Genomic DNA, 19,101 nt, shown 5'->3' on the forward strand with positions numbered 1-19,101 from the left:
TCGTTATTTTTTCGACAAATGCCTGCATTTGTATTGCTGACTGTTCTTGTTGGCGGGGTCGTGAAATCTTTCTGCTGTGGGCAGGTTCTTGAGTTAGTGAACTTGTCGAGAAAGAGAGCGACAGGCTAACAATTTTTGGAGAGCGTGTTATGTCATTGGAACTGTCATCCCTGATTGAAATACCTAATGGTAATAAAGTTCAGCCTACTTTTTCCGACTCTGAAATGAAAAATAGGTTAAAAGCTCTTAGAGATTACATGGCATCTAACTCGATTGATGCAGCCGTTTTCACCTCTTATCACAATATCAATTATTTTAGCGATTTTGTTTATTGCCGCTTTGGTCGTGACTATGGCTTGGTCGTGACCCAGGATAATTTCACTACGATCACCGCTAACATCGACGGTGGCCAGCCCTATCGTCGCAACCGACTGGGCGACAATATTGTTTATACTGACTGGCAGAAGGACAATTTTTTCAAGGCTGTCAGGAATCTTTGCGAAGGCAAAAAGCGAATCGGGGTCGAGTACGACCACCTGACGCTTATAAATCAGGAAAAGCTAAAGGATTCTTTAGATAACGTCGAGTTTACTGACATCGGCGTGCCTACCATGAAAATGCGGATGATCAAGTCAGACGAAGAGATTGATCTGATTCGCAATGGCGCGCGCGTGGCTGACGTAGGCGGAGAAGCCGTGCGCGACGCCATCAAGGCAGGCGTACCCGAATATGAAGTGTCGTTGGCTGGTCAACGTGCCATGGTGCGTGAAATCGCCAGGCTCTATCCACACGGCGAGCTAATGGATACTTGGGTGTGGTTCCAGTCCGGTATTAATACCGACGGTGCCCACAATCCAGTGACCAGCCGCAAGGTGCAGCCTGGCGATATTCTAAGTCTGAACACCTTTCCCATGATTGCCGGCTACTACACGGCGCTTGAGCGTACGATGTTCTGCGAGCACGCCTCGGATGAGCATCTTCGCCTGTGGAAGATCAACTGCGAGGTGCATGAGCGCGGTCAGGAGCTTATCAAGCCCGGCGTGCGCTGCTGCGATATCGCTCATGAGCTCAACGAGATTTTCGCTAAACATGACCTGCTGAAGTATCGCACCTTCGGTTATGGCCATTCCTTTGGCACGTTGAGCCACTACTATGGTCGTGAGGCCGGACTAGAGCTCCGCGAAGATGTCGAAACAGTGCTGGAGCCCAACATGGTGGTATCCATGGAGCCGATGATCATGATTCCAGAAGGTCAGCCGGGAGCTGGTGGTTATCGTGAGCACGACATTCTGGTGCTTAATGAAAACGGGGCCGATAACATCACCGGCTTCCCTTATGGACCTGAGCATAACATTATCAAGTAAGTCCGAGGAGAGATAACACAAGGGGAGCTCGGCTCCCCTTTTTGCCCCTCTATCAGCGACAGAAGCAACGAGTTTTTATGATATTGCACTCTTAGCTTCTTGAAAAATGAAGTATCGATTGATTGTTTTTTTGGGATAACAAGTCAGCTGGACTGGGGGTAAATAGTCGATTATCTGCAATGCATGACAGAATAGCCGCAGCGTTATTGCGATCCATGCGGACATCACGGTGGAGAGAAAGCAATGTCTAATAACAAGATAAATAAGCCAAAGCCAAAGAATACGAGTACTTCAGAGTTTATTGAGGTTCCTCGAGTTATCGGACAGGATCTGCCGCCCATAGGGCGTTTAATCATACAGTTTGTACCGCCACTGGCCATTCTCACACTGATCGTACTAGTCATTGCTAATCCCGAGAGCGTAGCTTCGGTGATTTCCGAGATGCGTACCTTTGTCACCGGTCAATTTACATGGATGTTTATTCTGTACTCGCTGTTTGCGGTAGGAGTATGTGTCTGGCTTGTCTTCAGCAAGGTTGGCAGGCGAGTGCGCTTGGGTGGCCCTGACGCAAAACCGGAGCATAGCAACTTTGCATGGTACTCGATGTTGTTTGCCTGCGGACAGGGCATCGGGTTGATCTTCTGGTCGGTCGCCGAGCCGATCATGCTGCGAGACGACAGTCCGGTAGTAAATACCGCCGGCGGGAGCATCTCCGACGGTGGCATTGTCTGGGCTTATTTCCACTGGGGATTCACAGCTTGGGCCATGTATTGCGTAGTAGCCGTATGCCTGGCCTATTCTCACCACAACCTAGGCAAAACACTGACGTTTCGTGAAGCCACGGTCGATATTCTGCCTCAATGGATGCAGGGGGGAGCCGGTGTCGTTGTTGAGCTGCTGGCCATCATGGCTACGATTCTGGGCCTTTCCACCTCGTTCGGCTTTGCGGCTATGCAATTCAGCTCCGGTCTCACGTCTTTCACCGGTCTGCCATCCACGCCGCTGACCTGGCTAATCGTTATCGTCGGACTGGGCAGTATTACGGCGGTCTCAGCGTTTTTCGGCATTAGCAAGGGCATGAGAATTATCAGCGAGATCAATACGATTCTCAGCGTCGTGCTGGTGGTAGCCGTTTTTATCTTCGGGCCTACGCTGTTTCTAATTTCCAACGTCACTCAGACCTTCGGAACCTTCTTTACGAACTTCGTGGGCATGAGTTTCTGGACGGAGGCCTCCAGCACGACCCAGCCGCTAGCCTCTTGGCAGGATAGCTGGAACGGCTGGTGGACAGTGTTCATCTGGTGCTGGGTAATCGCTTTTTCACCTTTCGTGGCTGGCTTCATTGCACGTATCTCGCGCGGTCGAACTATCCGTGAGTTTGTGATCGGCGTGACCGTGATTCCTTCCCTGATAGTGATGATATGGATCGGTATTCTCGGCTCGACAGCTATTCTGTATGACGATCAGTCAGCGCGGAGTATTTCGGCGGCCGTCAGTGACAACGTGGCTAGCGGACTATTCGTGATGCTGGAGTCGATACCATTTATCGGCACGCTACTGCTGATTGTGGCGACAGTACTGGTGGCCACCTACTACGTTACCTCGCTGGATGCGGGCACCTATGCACTGGCGGATTTTGTCTCTGCGCCGAAACGAGCCGGTGCGATGTTTCGGGTCGTTCTGGTAGCCAGTATTGCCGCAGTAGCCACGGTATTGCTGACCGTTGGGGGGACCGCCGTCGTTGATACGGTACAGACTGGTACGATTATCGGCGCCTTCCCTTTCTCCATTGTCATTATGCTCATGATTGCCAACATGATTCGACGCCTCGTGAAGCGGGATCGATCAATCCGACAACTGGAGAAGATCATCAACGATCCTGATCCCAACGTGGTGATGAGCTTGGATGGCAACGATAGTTGCAAACAAAGTCCGAATCCTCGCCGCCGAATGGGCTGACGTTGCGATGAGCGCTGTGCTGGAGGCAGGGCCCTGCACTGCTGCTTCAGTATTGTTGATGCGTCGAGCCATATTTGCAGCATCTGTGCCTGACAGTGACATGCTACCGGCTTTCGTCTGGTGATTCGAGATCGGAAGTCGGTCCACGATGCCAGGTGCGCGGTCAAGAAAAAATAAAGGATAACGTTATGAAAAACGTCAGGATCGAAAACATGGACTGGGTCTCTTATCGGGAGGCTACGCAGAACGGGGGCTGTAAAATAGTACTGCCAATCGGAGCTATCGAGCAGCACGGCCCCCATATGTCGCTCAACCCGGATGTGCTTATTCCCGATCATATTGCTGAACAGGTCGCACATCAGTGTGATCACATGCTAGTGGCACCTTCCATCAGCTATGGCTATAAGTCACAGGTTAAATCGGGGGCGGGCAATTTCTTCCCCGGCACGACCTGCGTTTCAGGAGATGCGCTTGAGCATTATGTCTACGATGTGCTGATAGCCTATGTGGAACACGGCAACCGTGAATTCATCCTGATCAACGGCCATTTCGAAAATTCGATGTTTCTGTGCGAGGCGGCCGACAAGCTGGTTAAACAGTGCAGGTTGCGCAATATCGAGGTCAGGGTCTATCTGCTCTCCTACTGGGATTTTATCAGCGAGGCGACCATTACAAAGGTGTTTCCCGAGGGCTTTACCGGTTGGGCCGTCGAACACGGCGGCGTACTGGAAACGTCGATCATGCTGAACATTTATCCCCAGCTGGTCGACATGTCAAAGGCGGTACACATCGAGCCGGCACAGTTCCCGCCTTACGATGTATTCCCTTCCGACGCTTCGTGGGTACCGCAGTCCGGTACGCTGTCCTCGCCAGTGCCGGCTACCTCAGAAAAGGGCAGCCTCATTTTGAAGGAGTGTATTGCCGGAATTATCGAGCATCTGGGCTAAGCACATGGGCGCTCAGCGTCAGTGACAAAGGGTTTTAGCCAATATTTATGAGCCGGGTATGCTGCAATTTACCATGCGCCTATCTCTTTGCATGGTGCAGCTTTAAATAGATACGACCGAGCAGTGGCAGAAGAGTAGGCGCTCTGGCACTGCTTTGCATGTTGGTCGATACGGTTGAATACACCATTATCTTGATATTGGAAGCCGCTTCTACTGCTATCAGCAATCTCAACGCTGATGCCGATGATCTTATAGTTTTGATTTGAAGCTTACTCGAGTCTTTCGAAAAGATAAACGTAGTTGCTCTTATCCTGATGTAGGTGTTGCTGGTTGCCGCAGTCAACTGGGGCAGGGTATAGAGATTACATGTATACCTCTCAAAAAAAGAAAAATAGTAAAGATTTATTAATAAGACAGCTTGATCTTTCATGATCCATTTGCGCTTTCAATGTTCATAACGAGATTATTTTCGATTTTGAATAAAGAAATTATTGTCTGCTAGAAGCGCCAATACCGAAGAGTTGGTTCGAATTATCGATATTCTATACTCCACGTGCGCATTACTGATGGAAGGATTTGTTTTATAAATTGGTCCTCTTTGTCTTCACAAAATATTGTCTGAATCAGGTGCCAAGAAGCCCCAGTAGTATTCGATCCAATAACAAGGAGATGTTTCATGAATTCTTGGGTACTGACTACTTTTCTGATTCTGATGCTCTATATGCTGACTCACTCAGGCGCTACTTATTTGCGTCGTGAAATAAAACATAAAAAAAAGCACTCAGAGGGCTAAGCCATTATGGACGCTTATAAGCTGTTTAACTGGGGACTATTGATTCTGACCTTTGGTTTTCTAATCTATTTAGGCTATCTGTCGTCAAAAATGATGGCAAAAAGTGAAGGAGGGTTTCTGGTCGCCGGACGCTCGCTGGGGGCTTTCGTGGGCGCCGGTACCATTGTGGCCACGGGGTTCAGCGGCTGGGGCTTCATGGGCTCACCAGGTGTCGTGTACCAATTCGGTGCGGTCGAGGTGCTGGGGAACTTCTTCTTTGCACCAGCGATGATGATTGCAGTGCTCTACTTTGCACGTTTTCTTCAGTCTCGAGCGGCTGACATGGGCAGCAATACGATTCCAGAATACATTGCCCAGATACACGGCGGCGGCGGCATGGGCCGGCTGGTGCAGGGTGTGGCGGCGCTGCTGACCATTGTGCTGCTGCTAGTCTTTCTGGTCAGTCAGATCAAGGCCGTTGGACTGCTTGGAGCCAGCTGGCTGGGCATCGATCTTGGTCCGAGCGCGCTGCTGATGGTCGGAGTCATCATCATCTATACCATGCTCGGCGGGCTGGCAGCCGTAGCCTGGACCGATACGGTTATGGTCTGCGGTATGGCGCTAGCGGCGGTCATCATTCTTATCCAGATGCTGACCAGCGTCGATCTCGGTGAGTGGGAGAGTTCGCTCAATGCCATCGATCCCGAGCTGCTCAATCCAACGCAGGGGGCGCCCTACGGCGATTCACCGTGGTCAGCGTTTCTTGTTCTGCCCTATGCGTTTTTGTTCGCGGCAGTACTTCCTTATATGGCAATACGCTTCATGGCCATGCGTCCCGATGTCAAGCTGCACAAGGTGGGCGTTTACGTGGCCATTCTGGGGGCGCTGCTGAGCCTGATTCCCATTGTCGGTCTTTATGTGCGTATGCAGATGCCCGATCTGGCTGATCCCGACAACGCTATGCCGGTCTATCTCGAGCACTACATGCATCCGGCACTGCAGGGCATCATCACGCTGTTCATCATCTTTGCGATGAAATCCACTGCCAATTCGCTGCTGCATACCGTGGCCTCGGCGACCTCGCATGATCTACGCATGGCACTTTCCAGTGAGGCGCGCGTCGATTCAAAAGGCGCCTTGTTCATCAATCGTACCGCCGTGGTGGTGCTGGGTGTGATAGCACTGTTGATCATGCTTTATGCACCGCCTTTCATGCTGTCCTGGCTAGGCATTCTTGGCTCGGGTACGCTGCTGGCCAGCATGATCGGACCGGTCTTCATTTCCACTTTCTGGCAGGGCTCGGCCTGGGGAGCGCTGATCGCGATGTTGATCGGCTTTGTCGTCAGCGGATATATGATGCTGTTTGCCAACGTAGGCTGGCTGATGGGGCCGTTGACCGGTTGTCTCGTCTCGTCGATCTGCTATGTCAGCGTCTCTTTGATGACGCCGCGCCGAACTTGGCAGAAAACTTCGACTTGCTTAACTGAATGACAAAAGGAGAGCAATGGTGCCTTTGGTTGGAGGACTGATCGGACTTTTCATCTGCCTAGGGGCCGGCGATGGTCTGGTGGCACTTACTGGGCTGCCGGTGCCCGGCTCCGTGCTGGGCATGCTATTGCTGCTGATATTTCTAATGATCAAAGGCGAGGTGCCAAGCGGACTTCGGCAGGTCAGTGAAGGCCTTTTGAAGTATCTGAGTCTGCTGTATGTGCCGGCCGGCGTCGGGATGATGATGTACTTCAATCTGATCAGGGCTGATTTCTGGCCGTTGATGGCGGCCTCGCTGATCTCGACCGTGGTCATGCTGGTGGTGTCGGCTGGAGTGATGAGCCGGCTCGACACCCACTCTGAGCACGATCACTCCTGATGCATGGGCTCGATCTGAACGATACATGGCGCAGTTTCACGCCGCTGCCCTCGCTTCTGGCCACGCTGGTGATCTTTCAGTTTTCCGTCTGGCTCAATCGTCGTCTGGGCGGTACGCCCCTACTGCATCCGGTTATCTCGAGCATCGTGCTGATGATCGTGCTGCTGCGGTTTTTTCATATCGAATATTCGGTGTACTTCGAAGGCGCGCGCTTTATCAATTTTCTGCTGGGGCCGGCCATCGTGGCATTGGCGGTGCCGCTGCATGATCATCTCGGGCATGTCAGAAGGCTGCTCTGGCCGATTGCGGTGACCAGTGTGATCAGCATTGTGGTATCGGCGGCTACCGTGCTGCTGGTCGGCATGGCTATGGGTGCTCGCCGCGATAGTCTGCTCAGTCTGGCGCCGAAGTCGGTAACCTCGCCGATTGCCATGGGCATTGCTGACGCGCTGGGCGGTATCCCAGCGCTAGCCGCGGGACTGGTCTTTATCAGCGGAGCACTGGGCTGCCTGGTCGGCCCTTGGATTCTGAAATTCTTGAGAATCAAGGATCATCGCATTCAAGGATTTGCCATGGGGCTGGCAGTACAGGGTTTTGGCACTGCTCAGTGCTTTTCGACGCTGGGGCCGGTGGCTGGCGCCTTTGCGGGTCTTGGCATGGGGCTGGGAGGGCTGCTTTCCACCTTCATCATTCCCATAATGACCTCCTTGCTCGGTGTCTGAATTTCGCTGATTCAGACAGCGATCCGCCAGTACGATCGAGCTGCGATGCGACGTTCCGCGCTTTCTCTTTTATTCGTTTCTGCGGAGTCCGATCTTGAGCTTTTTAACCGGATCACAACACTGCCTGTCCATTGGTTTTGTACTACTCCCGCGATTCACGCTACTGCCCTTTGCGGCCTTTGTGGACTGTCTGCGTTTGGCGGGGGATGAAGGCGACATGAGCCGACAGTTGCGTTGCCGCTGGACGTTCATGACCAGCGAGGGTCATGACGCCCAGTCGAGCTGTGGCGCTGGCATTACGCCTTGCAGTGCCTACCGCGACCCATCGGAGTTCGACTATTTGGTCGTCATCGCCGGCGTACTTGACAATCAGGAAATGGTCGACAAGCGTACTCTGGCTTATCTCAAGTGGGCCGAGCAAAGCAAGGTACCGTTGATAGGTCTTTGCACCGGTGTATTTGCTCTGCTCCAGACCGGTTTGATGCATCACCGTCGCTGTTGTGTCAGCTGGTACCACCATGATGATCTGGTACGACGTTTTCCTCATGCCGTTCCCGTCTCGGATCAGCTCTATATTGATGACGGCGATCGCCTGACTTGCGCCGGAGGTATTGCCTCTGCTGATCTGGCAGCCTATCTGGTCGAGCGTCATCTCGGTCGGATATGGGCTAGAAAAAGTCTTTACATCATGCTCATCAATGAGGCGCGACGGGGCAATACGCCTCAGCCGCATCCGATGGTTTGGGAAAAGGTCGACAATCGCATCGTGCGGCGTGCGATCTCCATTCTTGAACAGCACCTTGGTGAGTTGATATCTATCGATGAGTTGGCTGAGCGTACGGGCTGTTCACGCAGAGCGCTTGAGCGTAATTTTCGTGAGTCGCTGAGCGTGAGTCCGCAGAAGTTTTCACGTGATCTACGTCTACGTTATGGGCTCTGGCTGCTCAAATTTACCGCTAGAAGCATCACTGAGGTCGGCGAGCACTGTGGCTTTGCTGATACAGCTCATTTTTCTCGACATTTCAAAAAAGCTTTTGGTCATAGCCCGTCAGATATTCGCAAGAATGACGTGATACTTGAAGAAGAGCTGATAGATCCTTTTTTCCTGCATATCGGTAAATCCAGCCGTTAGAAATGCGTTCATTTGTGTTTTAAATGCCTTGGAAACATCTATAAAACAGATGTTTAGTCTTTTATTAGTGCTGGGCAAATATTTTGTCGCATTTATTCAATTTCTTTCCAGAACAAAGGCGTAACAATGGATGCCACAAGCACCCTCCCATAAACGCAGCATCCATTTTTACAACTGTTGATCATAAGCATGAGAAGTTATTCATTGAGATAGCTGCTGGCTAATCGATCAACAAGGAGCCAATAATGAGTATGGATTATCTGAACCGCTTTGATCCCCAGATTGCGTCTGCAGTGGCCGAAGAGATGGAGCGACAGGAAGCGCATATCGAACTGATCGCTTCCGAAAACTACACCAGCCGCTACGTCATGCAGGCGCAGGGAACCCAGCTCACCAACAAGTACGCCGAAGGCTATCCGGGCCGGCGCTACTACGGTGGCTGCGAGTTCGTCGACAAGGTCGAGGCCATGGCGATCCAGCGCGCCTGTGAGCTGTTCGGCTGCCACTATGCCAACGTTCAGCCGCACTCCGGCGCCCAGGCCAACGCGGCCGTGTTCATGGCGCTGGTCAAGCCCGGCGATACCATTCTGGGCATGAGCCTGGCCCACGGCGGCCACCTGACCCACGGTGCCGCCCCGAACTTCTCCGGCAAGTACTACAACGCCGTGCAGTATGGTCTGAACCCCGAGACCGGCCAGATCGATTACGACGACGTGGCCGCTCTGGCGCGTGAGCATCAGCCGAAGATGATCATCGCCGGCTTTTCCGCCTATTCACGCGTGATCGACTGGCAGCGCTTTCGCGAGATCGCCGATGAGGTCGGTGCCTGGCTGATGGTCGATATGGCCCACATCGCCGGTCTGGTCGCCGCGGGGCTCTATCCGAGTCCGCTGCCCCATGCCCATGTCGTGACCACGACCACCCACAAGACCCTGCGCGGCCCGCGTGGCGGCCTGATCCTGTCCGCCGACGCGGATGAGACGCTGTACAAGAAGCTCAACGGCGCGGTGTTCCCGGGGCAGCAGGGCGGCCCGCTCATGCACGTGATCGCCGCCAAGGCCGTGGCCTTCAAGGAAGCCATGACGTCGGAGTTTGCCGACTACCAGCGTCAGGTGATTGCCAATGCGCGTGCCATGGCCGGTGTCTTCATCAGCCGCGGCTTTGACGTGGTCTCCGGCGGCACCGATGACCATCTGTTTCTGGTGTCGCTGATCAAGCAGGGCGTGACCGGCAAGGATGCCGATGCCGCGCTCGAGCGTGCCTGCATCACCGTCAACAAGAATGCCGTCCCCAACGATCCGCAAAGCCCGTTTGTGACCTCGGGGCTGCGTATTGGCACGCCGGCCGTGACCACACGCGGATTCATGGAAGAGGACTGCCGCGAGCTGGCGTCCTGGATCTGCGACATTCTGGATGTGCTCGCAGAGCAGAAAAATACCGAAGCGGTCGAGACCGAGGTACGTGGCAAAGTGGAATCACTGTGTGCACGTCATCCGGTCTATGGCCAGAGCAACGACCGGGCGAATCAGCGACTCGAGAGTGAAGCCTCCGTAGTCTGAACACGGCCGACAGCAGGCTCCATCGGGGCCGACAAGGAGAAAGCTCATGCAACGTTATTCCGGCTTCGGTCTGGTTAAACACGCGTTCGGTCATCACGAAAACTGGGAGCGTCAGTGGCGCAACCCGGAACCCAAGAAGCGCTACGACGTCATCATCGTGGGTGGCGGCGGCCACGGGCTGGCCACGGCCTATTATCTGGCCAGGGAATTCGGCGTCAGAAACGTCGCCGTGATTGAAAAGGGCTGGCTGGGCGGTGGCAACACGGCGCGTAACACCACCATCGTGCGGTCAAACTATCTGTGGGACGAAGCGGGGCGGCTGTACAACCACTCGCTGGATCTGTGGAAGGGGCTGTCACAGGATCTCAACTACAACGTCATGTTCTCCCAGCGCGGCGTGCTCAACCTGGGCCACACCCTGCAGGACATGCGTGACATTCAGCGCCGCGTCAATGCCAACCGCCTCAACGGTATCGACAGTGAAGTGGTCACGCCGCAGCAGATCAAGGAGATCGAGCCCGAGCTCGACATCTCCAATCGGGCACGCTATCCGATCATGGGCGCTTCCTGGCAGAAAAGTGCCGGCGTGGCGCGTCACGATGCGGTCGCCTGGGGCTTTGCCCGCGGCGCCGACTCGCATGGCGTGGATCTGTTGCAGAACACCGAAGTGACCGGCTTCAAGATTCGTGATGGCAAGGTGCTGGGGGTCCACACCAACCGTGGCGACATCGAAGCCCATACGGTCGGCTGTGTGGCGGCCGGCAACTCGGGTGTGTTGGCGAAGATGGCCGGCATCAAGCTGCCGCTGGAGTCGCATCCGCTGCAGGCACTGGTCTCCGAGCCGCTCAAGCCGATTCTCAACACGGTCACCATGTCCAACCACGTTCACGGCTACGTGAGCCAGTCCGACAAGGGCGATCTGGTCATCGGTGCCGGCATCGACGGCTATCTCGGTTACGGTCAGCGCGGCAGCTACCCCACCATCGAGCACACCCTGCAGGCGATCGTCGAGATGTTCCCGATGTTCTCGCGGGTGCGCATGAACCGTCAGTGGGGCGGCATCGTGGATACCTGCCCGGATGCCTGTCCGATTCTGTCCAAGACGAAGGTCAAGGGACTGTATTTCAACTGCGGCTGGGGCACCGGCGGCTTCAAGGCCACCCCCGGTTCGGGACACGTGTTTGCGGCCAGTCTGGCGAAAGGCGAAATGCACCCGATCGCTGCGCCCTTTTCCATCGACCGTTTCCATACCGGTGCATTGATCGATGAACACGGCGCTGCCGGCGTGGCGCACTGAGGAGAGCCCGACATGTTTTATATCTTTTGCCCCTACTGCAAGGAGCACCGCGAGGAAGAGGAGTTTCATCCCCGCGGTCAGGCCCACCTCTTGCGCCCGGAAGATCCGGAAAATACCAGCGATGAAGAGTGGGGCGACTACCTGTTTTTCCGCGATAACCCGCGCGGCATTCACCACGAAATGTGGGTGCACTCGGTGGGCTGTCGCAAGTTTTTCAATATCACCCGTAACACGGTGACCTACGAGATCCTCGAGACCTATCCGATGGGCGAGCAGCCGACCATTACGGCGGATAGCCCCGAGATTCGTCACGAGCAGGGGGCTCAGGTGGCCGATGGCGGCTGGCAGACCGTCGGTGCCCGGCCCGAGAACAAGGCGCTCAACGAGGAGACCTCGTCATGACCCAGAGCAATCGACTTTCGGCAGGCGGGCGTATCGATCGCTCGCACGGTCTCGAGTTCACCTTCAATGGTCAGCGCTATCAGGGCTATGCCGGGGATACCCTGGCTTCTGCCCTGCTGGCCAACGGCGTGGATATCGTCAATCGCAGCTTCAAGTATTCCCGTGCCCGCGGCATCGTGGCTGCTGGCGCCGAAGAACCCAATGCCCTGGTGCAGCTGGGTGCGCGCAAGGATACCCAGGTGCCCAATGTGCGCGCCACGCAGCAGGCGCTCTATGACGGTCTGGTCGCGCGCAGCACCAACGGCTGGCCCAATGTCCAGCGTGACGTGATGAGCTGGGTCGGCAAGCTGGGCGGCAACTTCATGCCGCCGGGCTTCTACTACAAGACCTTCATGTCACCGGCCTCGATGTGGATGACCTACGAGAAGTACATCCGCATGGGGGCCGGTCTGGGCCGTGCCCCGACCGAATCCGATCCGGACATCTACGACCACATGCATCATCACTGTGATGTGCTGGTCATCGGCGCCGGCCCTGCCGGTCTGGCCGCCGCGCTGAGCGCCGCACGCGGCGGTGCCCGTGTCATGCTGTGCGATGAGCAGGAAGAGATGGGCGGCTCGTTGCTGGACAGCCGCGACACGCTGAATGGCGTCTCTCCCGTCTCCTGGATCGAGCAGACACTCAGTGAGCTCGCGTCCATGGAGACCGTCACGCTGCTGCCGCGCACGACCGCCAACGGTTATCACGATCACAACTTCGTCACGCTGCACGAGCGTCGTACCGAACATCTGGCCGACACTGCTGCTGATGCCGGCTTTCCGGGGCAGTCGCGTGCCCGTCTGCACCGCGTGCGTGCCACGCGGGTGGTGCTGGCCAGCGGCACTCATGAGCGCCCGGTGGTCTATGCCAACAACGACCTGCCCGGCAACATGGTCGCCGGCGCCGTGTCGACCTACATCCGTCGCTACGGCGTCATCCCCGGCAACAGCCTGGTACTCACCACCAGCAACGATCACGCCTATCGTGCGGCACTGGACTGGCAGGAAGCGGGTCGCAAGGTCGTGGCCATCGTGGATGCACGTTCCAATCCCGACGGTGATCTGGTGCGCCAGGCCCGTGACAGCGGCATTCGCGTCATCACCGGCAGCGCCGTGATCGAGGCGAAGGGCACCCAGCGCGTCAGCGGTGCTCGTGTTTCGGCCGTCGATTTGAACCACTTCGTGATCACCGGACGTATCGAGGAGCTTGAGTGCGACACCATCGCAAGCTCCGGCGGCTACAGCCCGGTAGTACATCTGGCCTCGCACACCGGCACGCGTCCGCAGTGGGATGACACGCTGCTGGGCTTTGTGCCCGGCGAGGTCAAGGGGCTGATTTCGGCCGGTGGTGTCGCCGGTCATTATGCGCTGAGCGAAACGCTGGCAGACGGCGTCCGTGCCGGCCGCCAGGCCGCCATCGACAGCGGCTTTGACGACGCCGAAGAGCTCAAGCTGCCGGAAGCCAGGGCGCGCCGCGAAGCACCGGCCTGTGCGCTCTATCAGGTACCGCACGAGAAGAAGGGCGCCCGCGCACCCAAGCAGTTCGTGGACATGCAAAACGATGTCACGGCGTCAGCCATCGAACTGGCCACGCGTGAAGGCTTTGAGTCCATCGAGCACGTCAAGCGCTACACCGCGCTGGGCTTTGGTACCGATCAGGGTAAGCTGGGCAACATCAACGGCATGGCCATTGCCGCGCGCTGCCTGGGCCGCTCGATTCCTGAAGTCGGCACCACGGTCTTTCGTCCCAACTACACGCCGATCACCTTCGGGGCGATCGTGGGACGCCATTGCGGCGAGCTTTTCGACCCCAAACGCTACACCGCACTGCATCAGTGGCATGTCGAGCATGGCGCCGAGTTCGAGGACGTCGGCCTGTGGAAGCGCCCCTGGTATTTCCCGCGCAATGCCAACGGCAAGAAGGAGAGCATGCACGAGGCCGTGGCCCGTGAATGTCTCGCCGTTCGTCAGGGTGTGGGTATCCTGGATGCCTCGACGCTGGGCAAGATCGACATTCAGGGTCCGGATGCCCGTGAATTCCTGGGGCGCGTCTACACCAACAAGTGGGCCAAACTGGCGCCGGGCCGCGTTCGTTACGGCCTGATGTGCAAGGACGACGGCATGCTGATGGACGACGGTACCACCAGCTGCCTGGGCGATAACCACTTCCTGATGACTACCACTACCGGTGGGGCCGCGGGCGTACTGGAGTGGCTGGAGCTGTGGCACCAGACCGAATGGCCGGAGCTGCAGGTCTACTTCAACTCGGTCACCGACCACTGGGCCACCATGACCGTGACCGGGCCGGACGCGCGCAAGCTGATGTCGGAAGTCACCGACATTGACCTTGACCGCGAAAAGTTCAAGTTCATGGACTGGAAGGAAGGCAACGTGGCCGGTGTCCCGGCACGCGTGTTCCGTATCTCGTTCACCGGGGAGCTGGCCTATGAGATCAACGTCCAGGCCAACTATGCCATGCAGGTCTGGAAGACCCTGTTCGAGCACGGCGAGAAGTACAACCTGACGCCCTACGGTACGGAAACGATGCACGTCCTGCGCGCCGAGAAGGGCCTGATCATCGTGGGTCAGGACACTGACGGCTCGGTGACTCCGGAAGATCTGGGCATGCAGTGGGCGATCGGTTACGACAAGCCGTTCCACTGGATCGGCAAGCGTGCCCTGAGCCGTCCGGATACCATGCGAGGTGACCGCAAGCAGCTGGTCGGCCTCAAGCCGAAGGACCCGAGCGTCGTGCTGGAAGAGGGCGCCCAGATCGTGCTCGATCCCAACGAGTCGATCCCCATGACCATGATGGGACACGTCACCTCGAGCTATTACAGCCCGTCGCTTGAAGGCAGCTTTGCGCTGGCCGTGCTGAAAAACGGGCGCGAGCGCATGGGAGAAACGGTCTATCTGCCCATGTCCGACGGCAAGGTGCACGAGGCTGAAGTCGTCAGCACCGTCTTTATCGACCCCAAGGGAGAGCGCCAGAATGTCTGACGTCAAGGAATTCGAGACCCGTCCGGCCGACGATTCGAAGGCGGAGTCACCGCTGGCCTGGTCGCTGCACGAGCAGAAGTCGCTGCCGCACGCCTCCAATCCGGGCGTGATCCTCAGCGAAAAGCCCTTCATGGGGCAGCTGATCCTGCGCGGCGGTGCCATCGTCATGGACGAGGCGGTGCGCGAGGTGATGAACATGGCTCTGCCGGCGCGGCCGCTGGCGCTGGTCACCGATGACAGCGGCGAGCGCTCGATCCAGTGGCTGTCGCCTGATGAGTGGCTGGTGATCGTGCCCGGCGGTGAAGAGTTCGAGCTGGAGCAGAAGCTGCGCCAGTCGCTGGGCCAGGCCCACTTCAGCATCGTCAACGTCAGCGGCGGTCAGACCGTCCTGTCACTGAAGGGGAAAAACTCGCGTGATGTATTGATGAAATCCATTTCCTACGACGTGCACTCAGAGGCGTTCCCGGTCGGCAAGGGGGTTTCCACGGTCTTTGCCAAGGCAACGGTCATCCTGCGCCGGCCCGAAGAGGATGGCTGGGAGCTGGTGATTCGCCGAAGCTTTGCCGACTACTGCTATCGCTGGCTGCTGGACGCTTCAAGAGAGTACGGCGTCAGCGTCACACGCTAGGCTCTGCTCAAGGGCCGGGGGCAGACGCTCCCGGCCCTTTTTTCATCTTTTCTGTCGCCCCCGGGCTCTATTGAAAACGACAAGAGAAATGCCATGACCCGAACCGTCGATACCTGGATTCTTGCGGCACAGTGTCCCAGCCTGCTGGGCACCGTCGATGTCGTCACGCGCTTTCTCAGGGAGCAGCGCTGCTACATCACCGAACTCAGTTCCTTTGACGATCGCTTGAACGAAGGGTTTTTCATTCGGGCCGAGTTTCGCCCGCTGGAGGACGGCTTCAGCAGCGAGACCTTCGAGAAGGACTTTGGCGAGCGCGCGCGGGAATTCGACATGTCGTTTGAACTGACACCGCCGAACAAGCGCACAAGGGTCGTGATCATGGTCTCAAAGGCCGACCATTGCCTGAACGATCTGCTGTATCGCTACCGCACCCATCAGCTGCCGATGGAGATCTGTGCCGTCGTCTCCAACCATCCCGACCTGGAGCCGCTGGCCCAGTGGCACGGCCTGCCCTGGTATCATCTGCCGGTCACCCCGGAGACCCGCGAACAGCAGGAGCAGCAGATTCTCGACATCATCGAGCGCACCGATGCCGAACTTGTAATACTGGCGCGCTACATGCAGGTGCTGTCGGCGCACATGTGTGATGTGCTGGCCGGACGCGCGATCAATATTCACCATTCCCTGCTGCCCGGTTTCAAGGGTGCCAGACCCTACCATCAGGCCTACGAGAAGGGCGTCAAACTGGTGGGTGCCACGGCGCACTACATCAACAACGACCTTGATGAAGGCCCCATCATCGCCCAGGGGGTCGAGACGGTGGATCACGCCCACTATCCCGAGGATCTGGTGGCAAAGGGGCGCGACATCGAGTGTCTGACGCTGGCCCGGGCGATCGGTTATCACCTCGAGCGCCGCGTGTTTCTCTATTCAGGCCGCACGGTCGTGCTTGATCGCTAGGTGCTTGATCTTGGGAAGTAATGGTTCGGATCATGATAGAACTTGTCCGAGTCATTCTGCCATCTTTCCAGAATAAATCCGATGGGCATTTTGCCTTTCAGAGAGCGTAGCGACCTGGCAATATTATAGGCTCACAGATAATCCCTCAGATGCGCAACAAGCTCTTCCGGCGTGGCTAATGAAAACTGCGGGTCGTGGCATTTTTGAGGGTCTGGTTCATCCGTTCGACCTGACCATTGGTCTAGGGGTGGAAGAGGCGGGTCAGGCGATGCTCGGTACCATGCTTACGGCAGATCACATCGAATCGATGGGGTTTATAAGCCTCGGTGCCGCGGCTTTTGGCGAACTGCACGCCATTGTCGGTCAACACCGTATGCACCCGGTAAGGCAGTTGTTGCACGACATCTTCAAGAAAGGCGGCGGCCTGATCGCGATTGGCCTTCCGATAAAGCCGGGCATGGAAAAATTTCGGGGTACGATCAACGCCCACGAATAGGTATGCCCAGCCTTAGCCGGGGCGAACGTCACAGACATCGAGATGCAGACAGCTGATCGGATATTGTCTGAATGCCTACCCCTTAGCCGATGACGAAGTTTTCCACGGCAGCTGGCTGATGCCGTGCCGCTGATAAAGGCGGTGCAGGCTGGAGAGGACCAGGTGTGGGATAAAGCGCTGCAGCGTGAACAGGCAGTCATCCAGTGGTAAGATGAGTGGTTCGCAGAAAGGTGACGGCAGCGGCTTCCTTTATTGGTGTCAGGGACGATGAGCGCGAAGCCTTTGACCCCATCCTGTCGTCCTCGATCGACGCCCGCTGGCGCCACTTGCGCACGGTTTTTGGGTTGAGGTTGTAGCGCCAACTCAACTCCGCGACCGAAGCTGTCGATCGCTGTATCTCTGCTCTGATAGCGTGAGTGGTCGTGGCGCGTTGGTGAAGTATCTGAGCCATGGATCCTCATCTGACAGTGGCTTGTAGAATAGCCCCTTACACTCTGGTACCAAACAACTAGGTTCTGTCTAAAAAGTCGGCTCTCATGCAGCGCTCGATCCAAGCCAGTGTCACCATGGCTCTGAAGCTGCTGGTTAGCTTGTAATAACGGATATTCAATCGGCGCTTCTCCTTGAGCCAGCCGAACAGCCGCTCTACCACATTACGCTGACTGTATCTGGATCGGTTGAACTGATGCGCAAAGCCCGGTCATGAACGGCGACACATACGGTGTCGAGGAATGACTGGAGGCATGCCATGACGCATGCAGTAGCGCCTCAGGTCACTGCTATCGTATTTCTTGTCCGCCACAATTTAGCGGTCACGCTTTCGAGGCAGGCCATCTCTACAAGGGCGCTCCATGGCCTATAGTGGAGAAACGATAACCTTAATCATTTGCCAGCACAGTCGGAAAGCTCGCAATGGCCTGCCATAGCGGTCTCGTATTCAATAAACAGGGAAGTATAACAATCATACCTTTTAGGCAGAGCCTAAGTTTATAAACGCAAATCCGTTTTATTCCTTATCATAATCTTTTGCAATAATGATCATATACCGATGTTGATTTAAGTATGTTCTCCGAGAAGGGCAGTAGTAGTGTTGATGGCTATATAAAGGAAGTGAGTTAAGGAAATATGCTTCTCCATTTTTAACATTAGGAGATTGATGACCTAATAACGTTTCGCTGAATCGGTAACGGTTTCCATTCTGCACCAAGTGACCCATCCTAGTAAGAAGAGCCATGGCTGCGTCGCGATTAGCATTATTGCGTAATGGGTTGGGGCCATGTTGCTTAATAAAAGCATAAGCGCGCTGCACTTTTTGCATGGCTAAGGTTAAAGATGGCAAGTTTTCAAGATATTGCTGTGATGAGTAATTTTGAATTTATACCAGCAGTTCCCGAAGGTTTTGGATACTTCGATTTTATTGCTGGCGCCAATGGCCTTGGTCCTTTGAGAAAGGCAAATCAAGAAGTGCGAGATTTTTTTGATAATTGGGTTGCTAATTCTTGGGTGAAAAGAAATTTACTGGGTTGGCTCGAAAATGCGTGGTCTGAAACGTATCTAAGAAATTTAACGCTTAAGTGACTTAATGAGAAAGATGAAGAGCAATGTCATTGGGCTTGGGGATATTTGGGTAAAAAAGGTTATCCCTGTGGCTTTTTTAAGCCAAATAATAGTCGTGACCTGTGCTTTTTTTCGCAGGCGATAATAGATGGATTTCCCTCGTGGGATGGAGCCCTGCTTTTCTCGACAAAATTCAAAAAAGCTTGGGATCAGCAGATTTACAGAAGGAAACAGGAAGGACGGTCTTCACTGAACACTTATATAAGTCATGAGGCGAAAGCAATGCTCGATTCTATTTCAGAGCAAAGGGGAGAGAGGATAAGCGTTGTTATCGAAAGCATGATAACAAAAACCTATCGGAGTCAAATTTCTGATATCTGACAAGCGAGTGATCGTTTACT

Annotated in this window: 14 protein-coding genes and 2 pseudogenes; 14 read left to right on the plus strand and 2 right to left on the minus strand. The window is 55.6% G+C overall.

The features are described from left to right. Positions 1-149: 149 nt before the first annotated feature. The 13 genes from B9G99_RS06180 (at position 150) to purU (ending at position 16,647) form a co-directional block, all read left to right on the plus strand. Entirely contained in the window at positions 150-1,364 is a 1,215-nt protein-coding gene (locus B9G99_RS06180) for a M24 family metallopeptidase (RefSeq protein WP_227875960.1), read from the plus strand. 243 nt (positions 1,365-1,607) lie between these two features. Further along, positions 1,608-3,323: a BCCT family transporter gene (locus tag B9G99_RS06185; RefSeq protein ID WP_086621258.1), complete on the plus strand. Its 1,716-nt coding sequence runs from the start codon at positions 1,608-1,610 to the stop codon at positions 3,321-3,323. Between the two features lie 212 nt (positions 3,324-3,535). Then, positions 3,536-4,270 (plus strand): creatininase, encoded by a 735-nt coding sequence (locus B9G99_RS06190; RefSeq protein ID WP_086623323.1) that lies wholly within the window; start codon positions 3,536-3,538, stop codon positions 4,268-4,270. 799 nt (positions 4,271-5,069) lie between these two features. Beyond that, a complete protein-coding gene (locus tag B9G99_RS06195) occupies positions 5,070-6,533 on the plus strand; it encodes a sodium:solute symporter family protein (protein WP_086621260.1) in 1,464 nt (487 codons plus the stop codon). A 13-nt stretch (positions 6,534-6,546) separates the two neighbouring features. Beyond that, the gene (locus tag B9G99_RS06200; protein WP_086621262.1) at positions 6,547-6,909 is read left to right on the plus strand and encodes a CidA/LrgA family protein; all 363 of its coding nucleotides are present in this window, start codon (positions 6,547-6,549) and stop codon (positions 6,907-6,909) included. Beyond that, complete coding sequence (locus B9G99_RS06205; protein ID WP_086621264.1) at positions 6,909-7,631, plus strand: LrgB family protein; 723 nt, start codon at positions 6,909-6,911, stop codon at positions 7,629-7,631. The genes B9G99_RS06200 and B9G99_RS06205 overlap by 1 nt, the downstream gene beginning before the upstream one ends. A 250-nt stretch (positions 7,632-7,881) precedes the next feature. After that, the gene (locus B9G99_RS06210) at positions 7,882-8,763 is read left to right on the plus strand and encodes a GlxA family transcriptional regulator (protein WP_227875961.1); all 882 of its coding nucleotides are present in this window, start codon (positions 7,882-7,884) and stop codon (positions 8,761-8,763) included. A gap of 245 nt (positions 8,764-9,008) precedes the next feature. Then, complete coding sequence (gene glyA, locus B9G99_RS06215) at positions 9,009-10,322, plus strand: serine hydroxymethyltransferase (RefSeq protein ID WP_086621267.1); 1,314 nt, start codon at positions 9,009-9,011, stop codon at positions 10,320-10,322. Between the two features lie 46 nt (positions 10,323-10,368). Next, on the plus strand, positions 10,369-11,619 hold the full coding sequence (locus B9G99_RS06220) for a sarcosine oxidase subunit beta family protein (protein ID WP_086621269.1): 1,251 nt from the start codon (positions 10,369-10,371) through the stop codon (positions 11,617-11,619). 12 nt (positions 11,620-11,631) lie between these two features. Then, positions 11,632-12,021 carry a sarcosine oxidase subunit delta gene (locus tag B9G99_RS06225; RefSeq protein WP_086621270.1) on the plus strand — a complete coding sequence of 130 codons (390 nt, stop codon included), beginning with the start codon at positions 11,632-11,634 and terminating at the stop codon, positions 12,019-12,021. Then, positions 12,018-15,059, plus strand: a complete 3,042-nt coding sequence (locus B9G99_RS06230; RefSeq protein ID WP_086621271.1) for a sarcosine oxidase subunit alpha family protein — start codon at positions 12,018-12,020, stop codon at positions 15,057-15,059. Before B9G99_RS06225 ends, B9G99_RS06230 begins: the two co-directional genes overlap by 4 nt. After that, positions 15,052-15,687 carry a sarcosine oxidase subunit gamma gene (locus tag B9G99_RS06235; protein ID WP_086621272.1) on the plus strand — a complete coding sequence of 212 codons (636 nt, stop codon included), beginning with the start codon at positions 15,052-15,054 and terminating at the stop codon, positions 15,685-15,687. The genes B9G99_RS06230 and B9G99_RS06235 overlap by 8 nt, the downstream gene beginning before the upstream one ends. A gap of 93 nt (positions 15,688-15,780) precedes the next feature. Further along, a complete protein-coding gene (gene purU, locus B9G99_RS06240) occupies positions 15,781-16,647 on the plus strand; it encodes a formyltetrahydrofolate deformylase (protein WP_086621273.1) in 867 nt (288 codons plus the stop codon). Here purU and B9G99_RS06245 read toward each other — a convergent pair. Both B9G99_RS06245 and B9G99_RS17290 read right to left on the minus strand, forming a co-directional pair. After that, positions 16,644-17,594, minus strand: a pseudogene (locus tag B9G99_RS06245) (DDE-type integrase/transposase/recombinase). The gene purU and the pseudogene B9G99_RS06245 overlap by 4 nt on opposite strands. A 57-nt stretch (positions 17,595-17,651) precedes the next feature. Beyond that, positions 17,652-17,807 (minus strand): annotated as a pseudogene (locus tag B9G99_RS17290) (transposase); the annotation flags it as partial. Positions 17,808-18,475: 668 nt separating this feature from the next. On the opposite strand from B9G99_RS17290, the gene B9G99_RS16725 reads away from it, so the two are divergent. Further along, the gene (locus B9G99_RS16725) at positions 18,476-18,721 is read left to right on the plus strand and encodes a hypothetical protein (protein ID WP_148663917.1); all 246 of its coding nucleotides are present in this window, start codon (positions 18,476-18,478) and stop codon (positions 18,719-18,721) included. The last annotated feature ends 380 nt before the right edge of the window (positions 18,722-19,101 follow it).

Origin of the sequence: Kushneria konosiri (assembly GCF_002155145.1) — a bacterium.
GTDB classification, from domain to species: domain Bacteria; phylum Pseudomonadota; class Gammaproteobacteria; order Pseudomonadales; family Halomonadaceae; genus Kushneria; species Kushneria konosiri.

Excerpts from the sequence above, each read along its gene's own strand:
- B9G99_RS06180 (WP_227875960.1), top strand. The coding sequence starts at position 150 with ATGTCATTGGAACTGTCATCCCTGATTGAAATACCTAATGGTAATAAA.
- B9G99_RS06220 (WP_086621269.1), top strand. The coding sequence starts at position 10,369 with ATGCAACGTTATTCCGGCTTCGGTCTGGTTAAACACGCGTTCGGTCAT.
- B9G99_RS16725 (WP_148663917.1), top strand. The coding sequence starts at position 18,476 with ATGGCAAGTTTTCAAGATATTGCTGTGATGAGTAATTTTGAATTTATA.
- B9G99_RS06230 (WP_086621271.1), top strand. The coding sequence starts at position 12,018 with ATGACCCAGAGCAATCGACTTTCGGCAGGCGGGCGTATCGATCGCTCG.
- B9G99_RS06190 (WP_086623323.1), top strand. The coding sequence starts at position 3,536 with ATGGACTGGGTCTCTTATCGGGAGGCTACGCAGAACGGGGGCTGTAAA.
- B9G99_RS06235 (WP_086621272.1), top strand. The coding sequence starts at position 15,052 with ATGTCTGACGTCAAGGAATTCGAGACCCGTCCGGCCGACGATTCGAAG.
- B9G99_RS06210 (WP_227875961.1), top strand. The coding sequence starts at position 7,882 with ATGACCAGCGAGGGTCATGACGCCCAGTCGAGCTGTGGCGCTGGCATT.
- B9G99_RS06200 (WP_086621262.1), top strand. The coding sequence starts at position 6,547 with ATGGTGCCTTTGGTTGGAGGACTGATCGGACTTTTCATCTGCCTAGGG.
- glyA (WP_086621267.1), top strand. The coding sequence starts at position 9,009 with ATGAGTATGGATTATCTGAACCGCTTTGATCCCCAGATTGCGTCTGCA.
- B9G99_RS06225 (WP_086621270.1), top strand. The coding sequence starts at position 11,632 with ATGTTTTATATCTTTTGCCCCTACTGCAAGGAGCACCGCGAGGAAGAG.
- B9G99_RS06205 (WP_086621264.1), top strand. The coding sequence starts at position 6,909 with ATGCATGGGCTCGATCTGAACGATACATGGCGCAGTTTCACGCCGCTG.
- B9G99_RS06195 (WP_086621260.1), top strand. The coding sequence starts at position 5,070 with ATGGACGCTTATAAGCTGTTTAACTGGGGACTATTGATTCTGACCTTT.
- B9G99_RS06185 (WP_086621258.1), top strand. The coding sequence starts at position 1,608 with ATGTCTAATAACAAGATAAATAAGCCAAAGCCAAAGAATACGAGTACT.
- purU (WP_086621273.1), top strand. The coding sequence starts at position 15,781 with ATGACCCGAACCGTCGATACCTGGATTCTTGCGGCACAGTGTCCCAGC.